This window comes from Mycobacterium sp. NGS69, assembly GCF_059812165.1.
Genome location: NZ_JCALCD010000002.1, coordinates 792,269 through 811,118 on the forward strand (window position 1 = coordinate 792,269; position 18,850 = coordinate 811,118).

18 protein-coding genes are annotated in these 18,850 nt (G+C 69.3%); 7 read left to right on the top strand and 11 right to left on the bottom strand.

All coding sequences use genetic code 11. The features are described from left to right. The first annotated feature begins 6 nt into the window (after positions 1-6). Genes AC5Y2S_RS09070 through ilvA form a run of 3 tightly spaced genes read left to right on the top strand, consistent with a single transcriptional unit; the run spans position 7 to position 2,336 of the window. A complete protein-coding gene (locus AC5Y2S_RS09070) occupies positions 7-564 on the top strand; it encodes a TetR/AcrR family transcriptional regulator (protein WP_499902022.1) in 558 nt (185 codons plus the stop codon). 27 nt (positions 565-591) lie between these two features. Beyond that, complete coding sequence (locus tag AC5Y2S_RS09075) at positions 592-1,029, top strand: nitroreductase family deazaflavin-dependent oxidoreductase (protein ID WP_499955583.1); 438 nt, start codon at positions 592-594, stop codon at positions 1,027-1,029. Positions 1,030-1,052: 23 nt separating this feature from the next. Continuing rightward, a complete protein-coding gene (gene ilvA / locus AC5Y2S_RS09080) occupies positions 1,053-2,336 on the top strand; it encodes a threonine ammonia-lyase (protein WP_499955585.1) in 1,284 nt (427 codons plus the stop codon). 70 nt (positions 2,337-2,406) lie between these two features. Here ilvA and AC5Y2S_RS09085 read toward each other — a convergent pair whose 3' ends face one another. Beyond that, the gene (locus tag AC5Y2S_RS09085; RefSeq protein ID WP_499955587.1) at positions 2,407-3,066 is read right to left on the bottom strand and encodes a pyridoxamine 5'-phosphate oxidase family protein; all 660 of its coding nucleotides are present in this window, start codon (positions 3,064-3,066) and stop codon (positions 2,407-2,409) included. Between the two features lie 40 nt (positions 3,067-3,106). Between AC5Y2S_RS09085 and AC5Y2S_RS09090 the strand changes: the two genes are divergently transcribed. Continuing rightward, entirely contained in the window at positions 3,107-4,420 is a 1,314-nt protein-coding gene (locus tag AC5Y2S_RS09090; protein WP_499955589.1) for an aminotransferase class I/II-fold pyridoxal phosphate-dependent enzyme, read from the top strand. On the opposite strand, the gene AC5Y2S_RS09095 is transcribed toward AC5Y2S_RS09090, so the two are convergent. From AC5Y2S_RS09095 to AC5Y2S_RS09110, 4 genes are all read right to left on the bottom strand, one after another. Next, entirely contained in the window at positions 4,398-4,988 is a 591-nt protein-coding gene (locus AC5Y2S_RS09095; protein ID WP_499955591.1) for a mismatch-specific DNA-glycosylase, read from the bottom strand. The two genes, AC5Y2S_RS09090 and AC5Y2S_RS09095, sit on opposite strands and share 23 nt — an antisense overlap. After that, positions 4,989-6,284, bottom strand: a complete 1,296-nt coding sequence (locus AC5Y2S_RS09100; RefSeq protein WP_499955593.1) for a DUF2786 domain-containing protein — start codon at positions 6,282-6,284, stop codon at positions 4,989-4,991. A gap of 66 nt (positions 6,285-6,350) precedes the next feature. Further along, positions 6,351-6,773, bottom strand: a complete 423-nt coding sequence (locus AC5Y2S_RS09105) for a PIN domain-containing protein (protein ID WP_499955594.1) — start codon at positions 6,771-6,773, stop codon at positions 6,351-6,353. Next, positions 6,757-7,002 carry an AbrB/MazE/SpoVT family DNA-binding domain-containing protein gene (locus AC5Y2S_RS09110; RefSeq protein ID WP_499955596.1) on the bottom strand — a complete coding sequence of 82 codons (246 nt, stop codon included), beginning with the start codon at positions 7,000-7,002 and terminating at the stop codon, positions 6,757-6,759. The genes AC5Y2S_RS09105 and AC5Y2S_RS09110 overlap by 17 nt, the downstream gene beginning before the upstream one ends. 124 nt (positions 7,003-7,126) lie before the next feature. On the opposite strand from AC5Y2S_RS09110, the gene AC5Y2S_RS09115 reads away from it, so the two are divergent. Next, on the top strand, positions 7,127-7,336 hold the full coding sequence (locus AC5Y2S_RS09115; RefSeq protein WP_197504313.1) for a type II toxin-antitoxin system VapB family antitoxin: 210 nt from the start codon (positions 7,127-7,129) through the stop codon (positions 7,334-7,336). Next, positions 7,336-7,740 carry a type II toxin-antitoxin system VapC family toxin gene (gene vapC / locus AC5Y2S_RS09120; protein ID WP_499955598.1) on the top strand — a complete coding sequence of 135 codons (405 nt, stop codon included), beginning with the start codon at positions 7,336-7,338 and terminating at the stop codon, positions 7,738-7,740. Before AC5Y2S_RS09115 ends, vapC begins: the two co-directional genes overlap by 1 nt. 6 nt (positions 7,741-7,746) lie before the next feature. Here vapC and treZ read toward each other — a convergent pair whose 3' ends face one another. The 5 genes from treZ to ripD all read right to left on the bottom strand — a co-directional run bounded on the left by treZ (position 7,747) and on the right by ripD (position 17,048). Then, positions 7,747-9,480, bottom strand: coding sequence for a malto-oligosyltrehalose trehalohydrolase (gene treZ / locus AC5Y2S_RS09125; RefSeq protein WP_499955600.1), 1,734 nt, complete (start codon positions 9,478-9,480; stop codon positions 7,747-7,749). Then, positions 9,473-11,773 carry a malto-oligosyltrehalose synthase gene (gene treY, locus AC5Y2S_RS09130; protein ID WP_499955602.1) on the bottom strand — a complete coding sequence of 767 codons (2,301 nt, stop codon included), beginning with the start codon at positions 11,771-11,773 and terminating at the stop codon, positions 9,473-9,475. Before treY ends, treZ begins: the two co-directional genes overlap by 8 nt. Before the next feature lie 3 nt (positions 11,774-11,776). Next, positions 11,777-13,990, bottom strand: coding sequence for a glycogen debranching protein GlgX (gene glgX / locus AC5Y2S_RS09135; RefSeq protein ID WP_499955604.1), 2,214 nt, complete (start codon positions 13,988-13,990; stop codon positions 11,777-11,779). A 33-nt stretch (positions 13,991-14,023) separates the two neighbouring features. Next, complete coding sequence (gene sucT / locus AC5Y2S_RS09140) at positions 14,024-16,186, bottom strand: acetyltransferase SucT (RefSeq protein ID WP_499955705.1); 2,163 nt, start codon at positions 16,184-16,186, stop codon at positions 14,024-14,026. Between the two features lie 118 nt (positions 16,187-16,304). Continuing rightward, the gene (gene ripD / locus AC5Y2S_RS09145) at positions 16,305-17,048 is read right to left on the bottom strand and encodes an NlpC/P60 family peptidoglycan-binding protein RipD (protein ID WP_499955606.1); all 744 of its coding nucleotides are present in this window, start codon (positions 17,046-17,048) and stop codon (positions 16,305-16,307) included. A gap of 417 nt (positions 17,049-17,465) precedes the next feature. Between ripD and AC5Y2S_RS09150 the strand changes: the two genes are divergently transcribed. Next, positions 17,466-18,314 (top strand): type IV toxin-antitoxin system AbiEi family antitoxin, encoded by an 849-nt coding sequence (locus tag AC5Y2S_RS09150; RefSeq protein WP_499955608.1) that lies wholly within the window; start codon positions 17,466-17,468, stop codon positions 18,312-18,314. A 71-nt stretch (positions 18,315-18,385) separates the two neighbouring features. On the opposite strand, the gene AC5Y2S_RS09155 is transcribed toward AC5Y2S_RS09150, so the two are convergent. Then, positions 18,386-18,832: a hypothetical protein gene (locus AC5Y2S_RS09155; RefSeq protein ID WP_499955610.1), complete on the bottom strand. Its 447-nt coding sequence runs from the start codon at positions 18,830-18,832 to the stop codon at positions 18,386-18,388. Positions 18,833-18,850 lie beyond the last annotated feature (18 nt).

An 18,850-nucleotide genomic window follows, 5' to 3' on the forward strand; every position in this document is an offset into this window, starting at 1 on the left:
TCGCCCATGCCGGCTAAGACGCGCGACGGGAAGGTCACCCGCGCGACGATCCAGCGCGTCGCGCGCGCCCAGTTCTCCGCCCACGGCTTCGAGCGGACCACCATCCGCTCGATCGCGTCGGAGGCCGGCGTCGATCCCGCGCTGGTCATGCACTACTTCGGCAGCAAGGCGGACCTGTTCGCCGCCGTTTCCCGGCTCGAGGTCACCTTTCCCGACCTCTCCGGCGTCGCGCCCGAGCGGATGGCCGATGTCCTGGTGCCGCTGTTCGTCAGGGTATGGGACCCGCACGGGTCTTTCCTGCCGCTGCTGCGCGCGGCCGCGACGAACCGGGCTGCCGCCGACGCGCTGCTCGAGGTGTTCGTCGAGCAGGTGGCTCCGGCGCTGGCGGTCGTCACCCCCGACCGCGCCGCCGAGCGGGCCGCGCTGGTGGGCTCCCAGGTGCTGGGAATTGCGATGGCCCGCAACGTCGTTGGGGTGCCGGCGCTGGCGGATATGGACGACGCGACGCTGACCGAATGGGTGCGCCCGGTGCTCGCGCGCTATCTCACGGGCCCGGCGCCCTAGCCGGGAGCGCCGCCTAGAGTTGGTGACATGCCGCTTACAGGTGAATACGTGCCGTCGCCCTGGGATTGGTCGCGCGAGCAGGCCGACAAATACGCCGCGTCCGGTGGGACCGAGGCCGCGGACATGAAGGGGAAACCCATCATCCTGCTGACCACGGTCGGGGCCAAGACCGGCAAAATCCGCAAAACCCCGCTCATGCGCGTCGAGCACGACGGCGAGTACGCCGTCGTCGCCTCGCTCGGCGGGGCCCCGCAGAATCCGGTCTGGTACCACAACATCAAGAAGAACCCGCGCGTCGAACTGCAGGACGGCGGCGTCACCCGTGACTACGACGCCCGCGAGGTGTCCGGCGACGAGAAGGCCACCTGGTGGGAGCGCGCCGTCGAGGCCTTCCCGGACTACGCCGAATACCAGAAAAAGACCGACCGCCAGATCCCGGTGTTCGTGCTCAGCCCGGTCAGCTGAAGGCGGCATGGGACCATTGATCGGTGTCCGCTGAACTGAGCCAGAGTAGGTCACCGCTGCCTGTAATTTCAGCGGCCGACATCGACGCGGCGGCCCAGCGAATCGCCCCGGTGGTCACGCCGACCCCGTTGCAGCCGAGCGACCGGCTGTCGGCGATCACCGGCGCGCAGGTCTACCTCAAGCGCGAAGACCTGCAGGTGGTGCGCTCCTACAAGCTGCGCGGCGCCTACAACCTGCTGGTGCAGCTGTCCGAAGAGGAGCTGGCCGCGGGCGTCGTGTGCTCGTCGGCGGGCAACCACGCGCAGGGCTTCGCCTACGCCTGCCGCGCGCTCGGGGTGCACGGCCGCGTCTACGTGCCGGCCAAGACGCCCAAGCAAAAGCGCGACCGGATCCGCTACCACGGCGGGGAGTTCATCGAGCTGATCGTGGGCGGGTCGACCTACGACCTGGCCGCCGAGGCGGCGCTCGACGACGTCCAGCGCACCGGCGCCACGCTGGTGCCGCCCTACGACGACCCGCGCACCATGGCCGGGCAGGGCACCATCGCCCTGGAGCTGCTCGACCAACTCGATGCCGAGCCCGACCTGGTCGTGGTCCCGGTGGGCGGCGGCGGCTGCATCTCGGGCATCACCACCTACCTGGCCGAACGGACCACGAACACCGCGGTGCTCGGCGTCGAGCCGGCCGGGGCCGCGGCCATGATGGCCGCGCTGGCCGCCGGCGAGCCGGTGACGCTGGACCACGTCGACCAGTTCGTCGACGGCGCCGCGGTGAAGCGGGCGGGCACGCTGACCTACGCCGCGCTGGCCGCCGCCGGTGACATGGTGTCGATCACCGCGGTCGACGAGGGCGCGGTGTGCACCGCCATGCTGGACCTCTACCAGAACGAGGGCATCATCGCCGAACCGGCGGGCGCGCTGTCGGTCGCGGGCCTGCTGGAGGCCAACGTCGAGCCCGGGTCCACGGTGGTGTGCCTCATCTCGGGCGGCAACAACGACGTGTCGCGCTACGGCGAGGTGCTGGAGCGCTCGCTGGTGCACCTCGGCCTCAAGCATTACTTCCTGGTGGACTTCCCGCAGGAGCCGGGCGCGCTGCGCCGGTTCCTCGACGAGGTGCTGGGGCCCAACGACGACATCACCCTGTTCGAGTACGTCAAGCGCAACAACCGGGAGACCGGTGAGGCGCTGGTGGGGATCGAACTGGGATCGGCCGCGGGCCTGGACGGGCTGATGGCGCGGATGCGGGCGACGGAAATTCACGTCGAGGCCCTCGAGCCCGGCTCGCCGGCCTACCGCTACCTCCTGTAGGCCGCGAGCGTGCGCAGTTGCACGCGTAACGCGGCGTGCCGCCGCACAAACACGCACGCTCGGCGGGTGGTTATGTCAGGTACGACGGCACCGGGATAGCGGGGTCGAGGTCGTCGGCGGGCACCGGGGTTCCGGTGGTCAGGGTCAGCGGCACCACGCCGGCCCAGTGCGGCAACGCGCGGTCCTCCGGATCGTCGGCCGGGCCGTCGGCGCGCACCTTGGCCGAGACCTCGGCCAGGTCCAGCGCGAGCACGCCGGTCGCGGCCAGTTCGCGTGCGTTGGGATTGCGGCAGTCGTCGGCACGCCCGGGCCGGATGTGGTCGAGCAGGCCGCGCAGCGCGCGCAACTTCTCCGCGGGATCGTCGACCACCCGCGCGGAGCCCAGCACGACCACCGAGCGGAAGTTCACCGAATGGTGCATGGCCGAGCGCGCCAGCACCAGCCCGTCGACGAGGGTGACGGTGACGCACACCGGCAGGCCCGATCCCGATGCCGCGGCCGCCCGGGCGGCCAGCACCGGGCCGCCGCCGGTCGAACCGTGCATGTAGAGGGTCTCGTCGAGGCGGGCGTGCGTCGTCGGCAACACCACCGGCCCGCCGGCGCCCGGGTAGCCCAGGTGACAGATCAGGGCCTCGTCCAGGATCGCGTGGACCGTGGGGCGGTCGTAGTGCGCGCGCTCGCGGTAGCGGGTGGGCGTCGTTCGGGGCGTGGGGCGGTATGCGGTTTCCAACGGATTGCCTTTTAGTTTGTCCTAGTACATAATTACTCTCGTGCCAGTACAATATACGGGGACGGGCGCGGAATCCATAGCCGCCAACGTCGAGGAGGCCATCTCGCACGGCTCCCTGGCGCCGGGTGAGGCGTTGCCGCCGATCCGCGACCTGGCGGGCCGGCTCGGCGTGAACGCCAACACCGTGGCCGCGGCCTACCGACTGCTGCGCGATCGCGGGGCCGTCGAGACCGCGGGGCGGCGCGGCACCCGGGTGCGGCACCGCCCGGCAACGACGCCCCGCTCGCTGCTGGGCCTCGACGTTCCCGCGGGCGTGCGCGACCTGTCGACCGGCAACCCCGACCCGGCGCTGCTCCCGATCGCCTCCGCCCGGGTCCCGCGCCCCCGGCCGCTGCTGTACGGCGAGCCGGCGATGTCGCCCGCGTTGGTCGACCACGCCCGTGCGGCGCTCGCCGCGGACGGCGTCCCGGCCGATCACCTGGCGGTGACCAGCGGCGCGCTCGATGGCATCGAGCGGGCGCTGAGCGCGCACCTGCGGCCCGGCGACCGGGTGGCCGTGGAGGACCCGGGCTGGGCCAACCTGCTAGATCTGCTTGCCGCCCTTGGCCTTTCGGCGGAGCCGGTGCGCGTCGACGACGACGGCCCGCTGGTTGCCGACCTGTCCCGGGCGCTCGGACGCGGCGCGCGGGCCGTGGTCGTCACCACCCGCGCGCACAACCCGACCGGTGCGTCGCTGTCCGCGGATCGCGCGGACGCGCTGCGCGAATTGCTGACCGCCCGCGCCGACGACGTGCTGCTCGTCGAGGACGACCACTGCGCGGGCATCGCCGGGGCGCCGCTGCAGACGCTGGCCGGATCGACCGGCCACTGGGCGTTCGTGCGCTCGGCGTCCAAGGCCTACGGCCCGGACCTGCGGGTCGCCGTCCTCGCCGGGGACCGCCGCACCGTCGAGCGCGTGCACGGCCGCCTGCGCCTCGGCCCGGGCTGGGTGAGCCACCTGTTGCAGGATCTCGCCGTGGGCCTGTGGTCCGACGAGGCCGCAGCGCGCCTCGTCGGCCGGGCCCAGAGGCAATACGCCGATAACCGGACGCAACTGCGCGCCGCGCTGGCCCGGCGCGACGTCGCCGCCCACGGGCGCTCCGGGCTCAACGTATGGGTCCCGGTGCCCGACGAGACGGTCGCGATCACCCGGCTACTCGGCGCGGGTTGGGCCGCGGCGCCGGGGGCGCGGTTCCGGATCCGCACCGCACCCGGAATCCGCGTCACCGTCGCCGATCTGGGCGCGCGCGAGATCGATCCGCTGGCCGACGCGATCGCCGAGGCGGTACTGGCTACCGGTCGGCCGAGCGTGTAGGGATGCCGGCGGCCCGGGCTACCTCGCCGTAGGCGGCCGCGAGGCTGGGCAACGACGCGTGGGCGTTGCGCCCGCTCGGATTCGGCAGTACCCACAGCTCGGCGGCGGGGTAGGGCGACACCTGAATGCCCGGCTTCGCCAGTCGGTCGCCGAAGGCGTCGCGGTAGGCGGTGACCCCCAGGACAGCGACAACCCGCGGGGCGTACTCGCGAACCGTGTTGTCCAGTCGGTTCCTGCCCTCGACGAATTCGGCGACCGTGAGCTCGTCCGCGCCCGCGGTGGCCCGCTCGACGAGGCTCGTGATGCCGATCCCGAGATCCAGCAAATATTCTCGATCGGCCGGGGTAAACCCGGACGACGCGTCGATCAGATGATCGGTGACGCCGGCCCGGAACAGCGCCGGCCAGAACCGATTGCCGCGCGGAGCGAAATGGGCTTGCACGGCAACGCTTCTCAGGCCCGGATTGATCCCGACGAACAGCAGCCGGACCCGATCGGAAATCAAGTCCGGCAGGGTTGCACCGGCGAACCGCTTCAGCTGGTCGCGGGTGAACCGGGCCTCGTCCACCTAGCCCGCGATCGAACCGCGCGTGTCGAACACGGCCATGTTCGCCGCGGCGCGGCCTGCGCCCCAGCCGGCACCGTTGGAGACTGACACCGCGCGAGGAAGCGTCGACGGGAACAGTCGACAAAGGAGTTCGTCGGCCGCCAGGCTATTGGCCGCCAGCACCGGAAGCAGTCGACCGTCCCCTTTGGCCTCCGCGGCAACCGATGCGCTCGCGCCCTCGAGCCGTTCGCCAATGCGTTGGGCGTAGGCGACAAGAAACGAGTGGCGAAATGTCCTGGAACGTGTTTGCGCACTTGCGTTGCGCCCCGCGCCGAGCATGGCTCGGTTGGCTTGTACGAGCAGCGACGTGCTGAGCAGCTCGACCAGGTTGAGATCGGTTTCGCAGCCGATGACAGTGACGAATCCGAGGCGCTCGGCCCACACCGCGCGGCAACGATTGGACCTACTCACCACTTGCACCAACGCCGCCTTGGCGGCGGCGTACGGGTTGTCGATCCAGATCCGTCGCGCGGTCGCGGCCGGCTTCCGGCCGCGGTCGTGACGGGCCAGCGCTTCACTCAGCGCGTACCTGCTCATGAGATCTTGGGCCTTGGCCGAAAGTGCCTCCGCCTCGTCCGCGAACTCGGTGGCTTCGGCTTTGGCCAATAGTGCACGCACCTTGCCGAGAGCCCTTTCGTCAGCATCACTCACCGCTGTTGTCACGTGCCGGTGCGTACCTGGCGGCGGCACGAGCACTTCCAGCACTGGGAGTCTGCCGAGAAGATTCAGGAGTTTGAGGACGACCGCGACAGCCGCGCGCCGGTCGACCGTGTGCGACGCGACCCACCGCCGCATAAGGGGCGGTTGTGCGCTTGAATCGGCTGTGGGTGCGAGACGGGCGAGATCGGCGCGCCAGGCCGGGTGCAATGTCGCTGCGGCGTAGCGCCGGCATTCACCGACGATGGCCTCATCGAGGTAGCGGACGTCGGCCGGCTTGAGTTTGCGTCGTGCGATTTCATGCAAGTCGGATGGTTGCCATCCGTGCTCCCATGCTGCGCTGATGGCCTCGTTAATGGCGAGGTCAGCCGCAACGTCGAGCTCACGTGCGAAGGCCGCGAACTCGCGTAACAGCTCTCCGGCGTGACGCGGCGCGTGCTCGGGAGCGCACGAGGCGGCCGTGCTCAACGCGACGACAAGGCTTTCGAGAAGCAGCGCGCGGTCGGGTCCCGGATTGGGGCCGACGCGCTCTTGCGCGGACGCTGCCCGGCGCCGGTTCTTGTGCTTGGCCGTGCGCATCTCACGGTTGCGTCTGCTCATGTTCCGCAGTCTTCCGAACGGGTCCGACACCCTGGGGCAGGCACGCCGGGCCGTGCGGCGAAACGGTCAGTCAACGAACTCGTATTGCACGTTGAGTGAGCGGTAGGTGCGCTCTGCCCGACGATCGCGGGTGAGTAGTGTGCGTCGGTTCGTCGACGCGGCATGGCCGACGAGAGCGTCATAGACCGATCCGCCGACGATGCCGAAGTGGTCAAGTCGCTCGAAAAGATCGCTGGTAGCACTCGCCTCGAGCCAGCACGCTGCTGGAAACGCTCTCACCAGTACCGAGGACGCTTGGGCCGCATTCAGACGTAGCGGAAGTGGAAGTCGGGTGAGCACCGAATACGTCTCGAACATCGCATGACCCGCGAGCGCGGGGCGACGTTGAACGAGCACTCGACGGCACGCCGAGTGCGCCTCGTGGGTCGAATCGAGAGCGGCGACCGCGACGCTGGTGTCGCACGCCCAAAGTTCACCGTTGGATGTCATCGCGAAGCCGGCGCACGTCGTCGTCCGTCAGCACCGCACCCTCCACATGGCCGAGGAGTGGAAGGCCGTCTTGCGTCTCGATCGGGCGGACGCGCTGCTGCACAGGCTCGATCCGCAGACCAGATCCGTCCGGAATCAATTCGAGCTGTGTGTCGGGCGTGATCCCCAGCGCGACCCGTAATGCCTTCGGAATGACCAACCGCCCCAGTCGGTCCACGGTCACGTTCATGGCACTACATTACCATTCGATTGGCAAAACCGTCGTTGACAGGCAGCTCTCTTGGCGCCGCGGGCACGAGGGACCGGCCTGCGGTGTGATCGGCCGTCCGCGGTCCGATGTGTACGCTTGGTGTATGTCGCGCACCAACATCGACATCGACGACGAACTCGCCGCCGAGGTAATGCGAAGGTTCGGCCTCTCCACCAAAAAAGCGGCCGTTGACCTCGCCCTGCGACGGTTGGTTGGTCAGCCGTTGACCCGCGAATTCCTGCTGGGGCTGGAAGGGGTCGGCTGGGACGGAGACCTCGATGACGTGCGGAGTGAACGGCCCGCCACGTTCTGATGATCCTCGTTGACACATCGGCTTGGATCGAATACTTCCGCGCTACCGGCTCTGCCGCCGCCGCCGAAGTGCGCCGACTGATCTCCGAGGAGGAGCGTCAAATCGCGATGTGCGAACCCATCGCGATGGAAATCCTGAGCGGCGCGACCAACGACAACGCGTACGTGATGCTCGAGCGGCTCGTGAACGGGTTGCCCTCGTTGGGCCTGGACAACGCGATCGACTTTCGGGCGGCCGCCGACATCTATCGGGCTGCCCGGCGCGCGGGGAAAACGATTCGGAGCATCAACGACTGTCTCATCGCGTCGGTCGCGATCCGCCATGGTGCCCGCATCGTCCACCGCGATGCAGACTTCGATGTCATCGCGCAAATGACCAGCCTCGACGCCACGTCGGTGCGCTGAGAGCGCTCAGGTCGGCTCGCGCACCGACAGGATGGCGAACGAATGCGCGGGCAGCTTGGTGGACTCGGCGTCGAGCGTCGGTTCGCCCCAGGCGAGGACCAGCTCGCCCGTCACCGGCACCGTGACCGGCTCGGCGCCCAGGTTGCAGGCGATGCGAAACCGGCCGCGGTGCATGGTGATCCAGCGCTCGGCCTCGTCGTATTCGACGATCAGGTGCTCCAGCCACGGGTCGGCCAGATCGGCATCGCGGCGGCGCAGCGCGATCAGCTCGCGGTAGGTGTCGAGCAGGCGGGCGTGCTCGCCGGCGCCGACCTCGTCCCAGCGCAGTTTGGAGCGCTGGAATGTCTGGGGATCCTGGGGGTCGGGGATGTCGTCGGCGTTCCAGCCGTGATCGGCGAATTCGGCCTTGCGGCCCTCGGCCGTGGCCCGCGCCAACTCCGGTTCGGGATGCGAGCTGAAGAACTGAAACGGCGTCGACGCAGCCCATTCCTCGCCCATGAAAAGCATTGCGGTGTAGGGCGACCCGAAGACGAGGGCGGCCTTGACCGCCAGCTGGCCGCCGGTCAGGTTCTGCGAGGGCCGATCTCCGAGCGCCCGGTTGCCGACCTGGTCGTGGGTACAGGTATAGGCGACCAGCCGGGTGGCGGGGATCGCCGTGGTGTCCAGCGGGCGCCCGTGGCGGCGGTGCCGGAACGACGAGTAGGTGCCGGCGTGGAAGTAGCCGCGCCGCAACGTTTCCGCCAGCGTGGCCAGCGAACCGAAGTCGGCGTAGTAGCCCTGGCGTTCGCCGGATACGGCGGTGTGGATGGCGTGGTGGATGTCGTCGGCCCACTGCGCGGTCAGCCCGTAGCCGTTGCTCTCGCGCGGGGTGATCAACCGCGGGTCGTTGAGGTCGCTTTCGGCGATCAGCGACAGTGGGCGGCCCAGTTGGCTTGACAGTAGGTCGGTTTCGGCGGCGAGCTCCTCGAGAATGTGGATGGCGGTGGTGTCCACCAGCGCGTGCACGGCGTCGAGCCGCAGCCCGTCGGCGTGGAAGTCGCGCATCCAGCGCAGCGCGCAGCCGATGATGTAGCGGCGCACCTCGTCGGAGTCGGCGTCGGCGATGTTGATGCCTTCGCCCCACGGGTTGCTCGCCGACGACAGGTAGGGGCCGAAGCGCGGCAGGTAGTTCCCCGACGGGCCGAGATGGTTGAACACGGCGTCGATCAGCACCCCCAGGCCACGCGCGTGGCAAGCGTCGACGAACCGGACCAGGCCGTCGGGGCCGCCGTAGGGTTCGTGCACGCTGTACCACAGCACGCCGTCGTACCCCCAGCCGTGGGTGCCGGCGAAGGAGTTCACCGGCATCAGCTCGACGAAGTCGACGCCGAGATCGACCAAGTGGTCCAGCTTTTCGACGGCCGAATCGAATGTGCCGGCGGCGGTGAACGTGCCCAGGTGCAATTCGTAGATCACCGCCCCTTCGACCGACCGGCCCGCCCAGTCGCCGTCGGTCCAGGCCGCGGCGGCGGGGTCCCAGCGCTGCGACCGGGCGTGCACGCCGTCGGGCTGGCGGGGCGAGCGGGGGTCGGGCAGCACGGTGGGGTCGTCGTCGAGCAGGTATCCGTACCGGGCCCCCGGCGGCGCATCGACGTCCGCGTGCCACCAGCCGTCGTCGGAGCGCCTCATCGGGTGCACCGTGCCGTCCAGGTCGAGCCGCACCAGCGCGGGTTTGGGCGCCCAGACCCGGAACTCAGTCATGCCGGCGCCCCAACAGCACGACCGGCAGGTCCGAGAACAACTGGGCCGCCGAGGTCGCGCCGCTGGCCACGGCGCCGGACAGGGCGTCGGTCCAGGTGCCCTCGGGCAGCGGCAGCACGGTGTTGCCCCACCCCGTTTCCGCCAGCCGCACGGTCCAGCGGGTCACCGCGACCAGCACGTCGTCCGCGCGGCGAAACGCCACGACGTGGTCGCTGGCCTCGCCGTCGGCGAGCACCGGTCGGTAGCCGCCTCGCAGGAACGTGTCCGGGCGGGCGCGCCGCAGCCGGAGCGCCGTGGCGACGACGCGAATCTTCGGGTGCTGCAAGTCTTTCAGGGCGGTCCGGCGGGCGCCGTAGTCGACGGCGCGCCGGTTGTCGGGGTCGACCAGGCTGTCGTCCCACAGCTCGGTGCCCTGGTAGATGTCGGGGGTGCCGGGCACGGTGAGGGCGAGCAGCTTCTGGCCCAGCGCGTCGCTCGCGGCGTGCGGATTGAGTTGGGCCACAAGCTCGGTCAGCTGGCCGGCCACCGGGCCGTCGAGGATGGTATCCAGCCAGCGGTGCACCGCGTCCTCGAAGGCGGCGTTTGGATCGTTCCACGAGGTGTGCCAGGCCGCTTCCCGGACGGCCTTCTCGGCGTAGGCGTGCAGCCGGGCGCGCAGTTCCCCGGTCACCTGACCGTTCACTGGCCACACCCCGAAGATGTTCTGCCACAGGAACCGTCCGGTCGCGGGATCGGGCGAGGGGGCCCGGATCTCCCAGCGGGCCAGGAACTCGGTCCACAGCGACGGCACCTGGGACAGCACGCCGATGCGGGCCCGCACGTCCTCGCCGCGCTTGGTGTCATGGGTGGTCAGCGTCGTCATCGTGTGCGGCCACAACCGCGCGCGGGTGGCGGCGCTGTGGTGGAATTCCGCGAGGCCGACGCCGAAGCGGTGCGGTTCGCCGCCCACCTCGTTGAGCGAGACCAGCCGGGCGTCGCGGTAGAACAGGCAGTCCTCGACGGCCTTGGCGGTCACCGCGCCGCAGAGCTGCTGCAGCCGGGTGGCCGGCTCGCCGCCCTCGGCCAGCGCCGCGGCCAGCACCTGCAGCGCGGGCCCCAATTGCGGTGACTGCGCCTGGGTTTCGGCCAGCGCGGTGGGCAGCAGCGCGGCCAGGCCGGGGTAGTCGCTGCGGTAGACGCCGACGTGCGTGAGCAGGGCGGCGACCGCCTCGGGCAGCAGCGGGTGATCGGTGCCCGCCGTCGCCGCGACCACCCGCCGCAGTCGGGCCAGCTCGCTGGCCAGGGTTTCGGTGGCGGCGCGGATCTTCAGCTCGGCGAGCAGGCCCGGCATGGCGTCGTAATCCAGCCCCGCCGAGTCGGCCAGCGCGGTGAGCGCCTCTTCGCCGGCCGGGTCGACGAAGACGCCGCCCACCTGACGGAGCACGTCGTAGCCGGTGGTGCCGGCCACCGGCAGCGTCGGCTCGAGGGCCTCGTCGACGGCGAGGATCTTCTCGATCACGATCCACGCGTCCGGCCCGAGCAGCTCGCGCAGCCGGGCCAAATAGCCGCAGGGATCGGACAATCCGTCGGGGTGGTCGATGCGCACGCCGTCCACCAGTCCCTCGTCGAACCAGCGGGCGACTTCGGCGTGGCTGGCGTCGAACACCGCGCGGTCTTCCTGCCGCAGCCCGGCCAGCGAGGTGATCGAGAAGAAGCGCCGGTAGCCGGTGACTCCGTTTCGCCAGCCCACCAGCCGGTAGTGCTGGCGGTCGTGGACCTGCGGGCCGCTGCCGTCCCCGGTGCCGGGGGCGATGGGCAGGGCGAGGTCGCCGAGCCGCAGCCGGTCGCCGTCGACCTTCAGGTCGCCCGCGTCGTCGTCGGAACCCAGTATTGGCAGCACAATTCGGCCGTCCTCGTCGAGGTCCCAGTCGATGTCGAAGAACCCCGCAAAGCGCGAAGCCCGGCCGTGCCGCAGCACGTCCCACCACCACGCGTTCTGTTCGGGGTCGTCGATGCCGACGTGATTGGGCACGATGTCGACGATCAGGCCCATGCCGCGTGCCCGGGCCGCCGCCGACAGCCGCGCCAGGCCGTCGGCCCCGCCCAGCTCCGGTGCGACTGTCGTGGGATCGGTGACGTCGTAGCCGTGGTTCGATCCCCGGGCCGCGGTCAGCACGGGGGAGAGGTAGAGATGGGTCACCCCGAGGTCGTTGAGGTAATCCAGCAGGCGCTCGGCGTCTTCGAAGGTGAACCCGAACCCGCTGGATTCACCACGCAGCTGCAGCCGGTAGGTGGACAGGACGGGTGAAGCCATGCGTCACAAGGTCTTACGCAGGATCAGCAGCGAACGTGCGGGCAGCGAGACCTTCTCCTCGGCGCTGACCACCTGGTCCGCCTCGCCGGCGGGATGGTTCGTGTCCAGCTCCACGGTCCACTCCTGGGCGTAGTCGTCGGGCGGCATCACGAACTCGATCGGGTCTTCACCGGCGTTGAAGCACAACAGGAACGAGTCGTCGACGACCCGCTCGCCGCGGGCGTTCGGTGCGGTGATGGCGTCGCCGTTGAGGAACACCGCCACGCACTTGTGAATGCTCTCGCCCCAGTCCTCGTGCGTCATCTCGCGGCTACTCGGATTCAGCCAGGCGATGTCGCGGACCTCTTCGCCGCTTCGGATCGGCTCGCCCTCGAAGAAGCGGCGCCGGCGAAACACCGGATGATTCTTGCGTAGCGTGGTCACCTTGCGCGCGAACGCCAGTAGATCCGCGTTCTTTTCGACCAATGACCAGTCCATCCAAGACAGTTCGGAGTCCTGGCAGTAAACGTTGTTGTTGCCGTTCTGGGTGCGGCCGAACTCGTCGCCGTGCGCGATCATCGGCGTGCCCTGGCTGACCAGCAGCGTCGCCCAGAAGTTGCGCATTTGCCGGCAGCGCAGTTCCAGGATGTCGGGGTCGTCGGTGGGGCCTTCGACGCCGCAGTTCCACGACCGGTTGTGGCTTTCGCCGTCGCGGTTGTCCTCGCCGTTGGCCATGTTGTGCTTCTCGTTGTAGGAGACCAGGTCGTTGAGCGTGAACCCGTCGTGGGCGGTGACGAAGTTGATGCTGGCGCTGGGGCGCCGGCCGGTCGCCTCATACAGGTCCGACGACCCGGTCAGCCGGGAGGCGAACTCGCCCAGGGTCGCGGGTTCGCCCCGCCAGTAGTCGCGCACAGTATCGCGATACTTCCCGTTCCACTCGGTCCACAAACCCGGGAAGTTTCCGACCTGGTAGCCCCCCTCGCCGACGTCCCACGGCTCGGCGATCAATTTGACCTGGCTGACGATCGGATCCTGCTGCACCAGGTCGAAGAACGCGCTCAGCCGGTCGACGTCGTGCAGCTCGCGGGCCAGCGTGGCGGCCAGGTCGAAGCGGAACCCGTCGACGTGCATCTCGAGCACCCAGTAGCGCAGCGAGTCCATGATCAGCTGCAGCACGTGCGGGTGGCGGGGGTTCAGGCTGTTGCCGGTGCCCGTGTAGTCCTTGTACAGCCGCAGGTCCGTGTCGACGAGCCGGTAATAGGCGGCGTTGTCGATGCCGCGGAAGTTGATCGTCGGGCCGAGGTGATTGCCTTCGGCGGTGTGGTTGTACACCACGTCGAGGATCACCTCGATGCCGGCGTCGTGGAAGCTGCGCACCATGGATTTGAACTCGGCGACGCTGGCCGTGCGGTTGGCCGCGTATTGGTTGTGCGGGGCGAAAAAGCCAAAGGTGTTGTAGCCCCAGTAATTTCGCAGCCCTAAGTCCAGAAGTCGGTGGTCGTGCATGAACTGGTGGACGGGCATCAGCTCGATGGCGGTGACGTTGAGCGATTTGAGGTGTTCGATGACCACCGGGTGGGCGAGCCCGGCGTATGTGCCCCGAAGCTGCTCGGGGACGCCGGGATGGGTCTGCGTCATGCCCTTGACGTGGGCCTCGTAGATGACGGTCTCGTGGTACGGGGTGAGCGGGGCGCGGTCGGAGCCCCAGTCGAAGAACGGGTTGCTCACCACGCTGGTCATGGTGTGGCCGAGCGAGTCCACCATGGGCGGCGTGCCGGGGTCGAGCCCGTCGGCGTTCGGGCCGTCCGGGGTGACGGCCGCGAGGTCGTAGGAGAACAGGGCCTGGCCGAAGTCGAAGTCGCCGTGGAAGGCCTTGCCGTACGGGTCCAGCAGCAGCTTGCTGGGGTCACACCGGTGCCCGGCCGCCGGGTCGAAGGGGCCGTGGACGCGAAAGCCGTAACGCTGACCCGGGACGATGTTCGGCAGATAGGCGTGCCAGACGAACCCGTCGACCTCGTCCAGCGGGACGCGCGATTCGCTGCCGTCGTCGTCGATCAGACACAAGTCGACCTTGTCGGCGATCTCGGAGAACAGCGAAAAGTTGGTGCCCGCCCCGTCATACGAGGCACCGAGCGGATAGGGATTTCCCGGCCAAACGGTGGCCAGTCGGGGCTGAGACCTGCCGGCATCCCGCGCGGCGGCGCCTTCGTCCGAGGCTGGTTTCTTCGTCGGCATCATCTGACCTTATCCGCGGCCGGGACCGGCGGCCTGTCACCACCAACCGGTGCCGGCCCCGATCTGGCGGCCCAGCTCGGCCGTCATGGTGCGCACGTAGGTGGGCGACAGGTGGTGCGCGCCGTGGTAGATCAGCACGTTTCCTTCGACGGGGCGGCAGACGTCGGCGCGGCAGATCGCGTCGGACATGTCGAGGACCTTCAGCAACGGGAACTGTGTGACGAAGTCGAGCGTCTGGTTGCGATCGGACAGCACGTCGGAGCGCTTGACCGAGCAGGACTCGGGGTTGCCGCCCTTCTTGGCCAGGCAGTCCGCGGGGTCGAACGGCTTGCCGTTCTTGACCAGCCACGGGGTGTCCCGCATGCCGAGGATGGGAATGTTGTTGTCCGACAACGTTTGCCAGATGCCGATGTAGGTCGCCGGCATCACGTCACCGCTCTTGATATTCCACGGCCGGGTCGTCGTCGTGAACACGAAGTCGGGCCGGTCGGTGACGAGCTTGGTCATGGTCCGCTGCACCCACTCGCGGCACTGCATGTATGGGGCGTTGTTGCCCATGATCAGCGGGACTTCCTCCGTGGACAGTGGGCAGCCCATCTTGAGATACGTCACCACCTTGAAGTGGTGCAGTTGGCCGAGCAGGTCCAGCGCGGGCAGCCAGTGCTCCGCGTGCGATCCGCCGGCCAGGGCGATGCTGCGGCTGGCCGCGACGTCGCCGTAGGTGCAGTTGACCAGCGCGGGGTTGACGAAGTCGCTGATGCAGCCGTCCCGGGTCGAAATCGGCAGGTCGTCCTTGACCTCGAGGACGCTGGGCCGCATCGGCAGCGCCGGGACCCGCACGTGTTCGGTGAGGGCGCGCGCGCCCGGGTAGTCCTGCGGGTTGAGGACGCTGAGCTCCTTGCCCGCGGCGCGCAGCACCGTGACGTGCTGACGCCAGGTGAACGACGTTGCCGTGAGCGTGACGGCGAGCAGCACCACCATCGACCCCAGCGCCATCGTGGGCCTGCGCAGACGCAGCGACCAGGGGACCGAGGGGAAATTCGGCATGGGCGCGGGCGAGGCGGCGCCGGCGGATGCCCGGTACCGCAGCGGGTCCTCGACCAGCCGGGTGGTCAGGTAGGCCAGGGCGCCGGAAATCAGCAGCACCGCCGCGCCGTCGACGAAACCGGCGTGGCGGTGGCCGCTGTAGGACAGCCAGAAGATGAGCAGCGGCCAGTGCCACAAGTACAGCGAGTAGGCCATCGCGCCCAGCGCCACCAGCGGCCCCGTCGCCAGCATCCGGTTCGGCAGCGGCAACCGGTTGTCCGCGCCGGCCGGTAGGTTGGCCCCGGCCAGGACCATCAGCATGGTGGCCCCGACCGGGACCAGCGCCCAGGGACCGGGGAATTCCTTGACCCCGTCGATCAGGGCCCCGCACGACACGATCGCCGCCAGCGCGACGGTGGCGAGGGCGGTGCGCAGCCACATCGGCCAGCGGATGTAGGGCACGACGGCGCCGGCCAGCGCGCCCAGCAGCAGCTCCCAGGCCCGCGCGAAGCTGTTGTAGTAGGCGATCGCCTGGTCGTCCTGATGGGCGACGGTGGCGTAGACGAACGAGGCCACCGTCAGCGCGACGAGCAGTACCAGGAAGACGGTGCGCAGGTGGGCCCTCAGCCGGCCCCGCAACGCGTAGGCGCACCCGGCGACCAGCAGCAGGAAGGCGACGTAGAACTGGCCCTGCACCGACATGGACCAGATGTGCTGCAGCGGGGTGACGGCCTCACCCGCCCGCAGGTAGTCCGCCGCGGAGTTGGCCAGCTCCCAGTTCTGGTAGTAGCCGAGGCTCGCCAGGCTCTGGTCGGCGAACGTCTCCCAGCGGGTTTCCGGTTGGACCAGGACGGTCAGCAGCCCACAGCCGGCCAGGACCACCACCAGCGCGGGAAGCAGGCGGCGGACCAGCCGGATCACCTCGGCCACCGGGGACAGCGGAAGGTCCGGGTTGAGGGCGGCGCGCAGGATCTTGCCGCCGAAGAAGAACCCGGACAACGCGAGAAACACGTCCACTCCGCCGGAGACCCGCCCGAACCAGACGTGGAAGACGGCGACGAGCGCGATCGCGATGCCGCGCAGGCCGTCGAGGTCGTAGCGATAGAACCCGGCCGCGCGCGCCGCCGCCGGTTTGGCGGCAACCGGTGGGCGAGGCGGCGACAGGGTCTGCATGGTCAACCGCCAACTTATCCGAAAACCGCCACCCGCTCCTGCCGGCCGGCCTTGCGGCGAGCCAGCTCAGGGGAGCAAGTGGCGGCTGTTGGGCGGGGAGAAACGGCCCCGTCTACGGCTACCGGGTGATGCCGTAGGGCGCCTGCTGCACCGGTGCCTGCGCCGGCTGCTGCAGCAGCGGCAGCTGCTGCACCGGCGCCTGCTGCACCTGCTGCTGCAGCGGAGCCTGCTGGGCCGGAGCCTGTTGCAGCGGTGCCTGTTGCGTCGGGACCTGCTGGACCGGCGCTTGTTGCAGCGGTGCCTGTTGCGTCGGGACTTGCTGGACCGGCACTTGCTGCAGCGGCGCCTGCTGGAACGGCGTCTGCTGGGCCCCGAGAACCCGGACCAGGTAGGGCGTCATGCCATTGGCGCGCACCGGCGATACCTGAACCACGTCGCCCACCTCGAGCATCTGGTTGTTGCCGAGGTACATGGCGACGCTTTCCGTGCCCCCGGGACCGTAGAAGATCAGGTCGCCGCGTTGGGCTTGCTGCGGCAGCACCTTCTGCCCGAGCCGGTACATCTCGCCGGAGGAACGCGGCAGCTTGATCCCCGCGCCGGCGTACGCATACTGCATAAGCCCCGACGCGTCGAAACCGACGGTCATGGCGCCGGTGCCCTTGCCGCGCGAGGGGCCGGTGATGCCGCCGCCGGCCCAGGAGAACGGCACGCCACGCTGCGAAAGGCCGCGCATGACGACGACGTCGGTGGCCTGCTGGTAGTCCATCGAACGGGTGCCGGGGTCGGCGGCCGCGATGCCGGCGGTGGCCAACGGGGCCACCAGCATCGCGAGACCGATCGCGAAAGCCGAGATGCGTTTCATGGGGTTCCCACCTTCTTGGGTCCTGGGCCTCCGTCGCGGTGACTTCGCGCGTCGGCCGCTACTGCAGGAGGCGAAGGCCTCCCCGTCGGGGCCCTACGCCGCTGCATGACGCTTGGCGGAACCCGGCCGGCCTGCCCGAATTCACACCAGTCACTACAGACACTTTTACAACAGAAGTTGCCCGCGGAAAATGCCTGCTGAGCTCCACGAATGATTTTTTGTCGTAACGTGACCGGACGGTGACTGGCCGCCCCAGTCGCGTGGGCGCAGTTGTGATTTGGGTCTCAGTGACCGAGTCGCGCCGAGGGGCTGGCCGTCACTGCGCCGAAATCGACGTTAGCGCGGTCTCGACTCGCACTTTTCCGCGCTGGCGTCGATTTCGATGAGCATGTCGGTAGTCCCGCCCATCATCTCCCCATGGGGGAGGTGTTCTTGGGCAGCGAAGCGGTCGGGGCCGCCGCGTTGACCGAGTATCAGCTGCGCCGGTGGTACCGGACGATCTTTCGTGACGTCTACATCCCGAAGTGGCACGAGCCCTCGCTGGATGATCGCATGCTTGGCGCGTGGCTGTGGTCGGGCCGGCGGGCCGTCATCGCGGGGGCGGCGGCGTCTGCGCTGCACGGGGCGCGGTGGGTCGACGCGGACACGCCGATCGAGCTCGTGGGGAAAAACGCCCGGCCGCAGCGCGGGTTGATCGTCCGCAACGAAATGCTCGGCGCCGACGAAGTGACCGCCGTCAAGCGGCTGCCGGTGACATCGGTCGCCCGCACCGCGTTCGACCTCGGCCGCCACCCGGCGCGTGGTCAGGCGCTGGCCCGGCTCGACGCCCTCATGCGTGCCACGTCCTTCTCATTCGAGGATGTCTGCGTCGTGGCTAAGCGGTATCGCGGCGCTCGCGGTCTGCGACGTCTCGCGGAGGTGCTGCCTCTGGTTGACGGAGGCGCGGCCTCGCCGAAGGAAAGCTGGTTGCGGCTGCTTCTCATCGATGCCGGACTGCCGAAACCGACAACGCAGATACCGGTCGCCGACGGCTGGCGATTAGTCGGCGTGCTGGACATGGGCTGGGAGGACCACATGGTCGCCGCCGAATACGACGGCGACCAACACCGCGCCGACCGAAGGCAATACGTGAAGGACATTTCGCGACTGGACAAGTTCGCCGAGTTGGGCTGGATCGTGATCCGGGTCGTCGCCGAGCATCGACCCGACGAGATCGTCCGCCGTGTGCGCGAGGCCCTCGTCCGCCGCGGATATCGCCGAGATTGACGTTATCGTCATGCGTACTCGCACTTTTCCGCGCTGCCGTCGATCTCGGCGAACACCGCGGGCCGGGGCCGTCACAGCCAATAGCGCTCGCTGAAGGTGGTCAGGATGAACCCCGCCGCGGACGCGACCAGGAGCAGGACGAGCGCCAGCACCGGCCAGAAGGACATGTACCAGCCCTTCAGGAGGGAAACGAACGGGCCGATTCCGGCCGCGGTGATCGCCGCGCCGATGCCGCCCCACACCACCGGATGAATGTAGTAATCGATCCCGAACGGGACCGGTCCGCAGGTGTCCCCCTCGCACACCTTCCCGAGGTAGCCGAAGAGCCGCGCCGGCCAGTCCGTCGCCGTGGCGAGGACCAAGAGCAGCACCAGCAACGTGACGGTGCAGATGACGTCCCAGGCCGCTAGCCGCAGGCGAAGCACCCGGGGTGCCTGGTGGTCGGATTGCTCGAGCGCCGGCGGGGCGGCGATGTGGTCGCCCGGGTGGGGGCCCTCGGGCTGGTGCGGCGAAGCCATGGCCATAGATGGTCCCCG

What these genes read in the sequence shown, in the direction of transcription:
- AC5Y2S_RS09070 (WP_499902022.1), top strand. Translation starts at nt 7, where the DNA reads ATGCCGGCTAAGACGCGCGACGGGAAGGTCACCCGCGCGACGATCCAG.
- AC5Y2S_RS09075 (WP_499955583.1), top strand. Translation starts at nt 592, where the DNA reads ATGCCGCTTACAGGTGAATACGTGCCGTCGCCCTGGGATTGGTCGCGC.
- AC5Y2S_RS09100 (WP_499955593.1), bottom strand. Translation starts at nt 6,284, where the DNA reads ATGAGCAGACGCAACCGTGAGATGCGCACGGCCAAGCACAAGAACCGG.
- AC5Y2S_RS09105 (WP_499955594.1), bottom strand. Translation starts at nt 6,773, where the DNA reads ATGACATCCAACGGTGAACTTTGGGCGTGCGACACCAGCGTCGCGGTC.
- AC5Y2S_RS09110 (WP_499955596.1), bottom strand. Translation starts at nt 7,002, where the DNA reads ATGAACGTGACCGTGGACCGACTGGGGCGGTTGGTCATTCCGAAGGCA.
- AC5Y2S_RS09115 (WP_197504313.1), top strand. Translation starts at nt 7,127, where the DNA reads ATGTCGCGCACCAACATCGACATCGACGACGAACTCGCCGCCGAGGTA.
- vapC (WP_499955598.1), top strand. Translation starts at nt 7,336, where the DNA reads ATGATCCTCGTTGACACATCGGCTTGGATCGAATACTTCCGCGCTACC.
- treZ (WP_499955600.1), bottom strand. Translation starts at nt 9,480, where the DNA reads ATGACTGAGTTCCGGGTCTGGGCGCCCAAACCCGCGCTGGTGCGGCTC.
- treY (WP_499955602.1), bottom strand. Translation starts at nt 11,773, where the DNA reads ATGGCTTCACCCGTCCTGTCCACCTACCGGCTGCAGCTGCGTGGTGAA.
- glgX (WP_499955604.1), bottom strand. Translation starts at nt 13,990, where the DNA reads ATGATGCCGACGAAGAAACCAGCCTCGGACGAAGGCGCCGCCGCGCGG.
- sucT (WP_499955705.1), bottom strand. Translation starts at nt 16,186, where the DNA reads ATGCAGACCCTGTCGCCGCCTCGCCCACCGGTTGCCGCCAAACCGGCG.
- ripD (WP_499955606.1), bottom strand. Translation starts at nt 17,048, where the DNA reads ATGAAACGCATCTCGGCTTTCGCGATCGGTCTCGCGATGCTGGTGGCC.
- AC5Y2S_RS09150 (WP_499955608.1), top strand. Translation starts at nt 17,466, where the DNA reads ATGGGGGAGGTGTTCTTGGGCAGCGAAGCGGTCGGGGCCGCCGCGTTG.
- AC5Y2S_RS09155 (WP_499955610.1), bottom strand. Translation starts at nt 18,832, where the DNA reads ATGGCTTCGCCGCACCAGCCCGAGGGCCCCCACCCGGGCGACCACATC.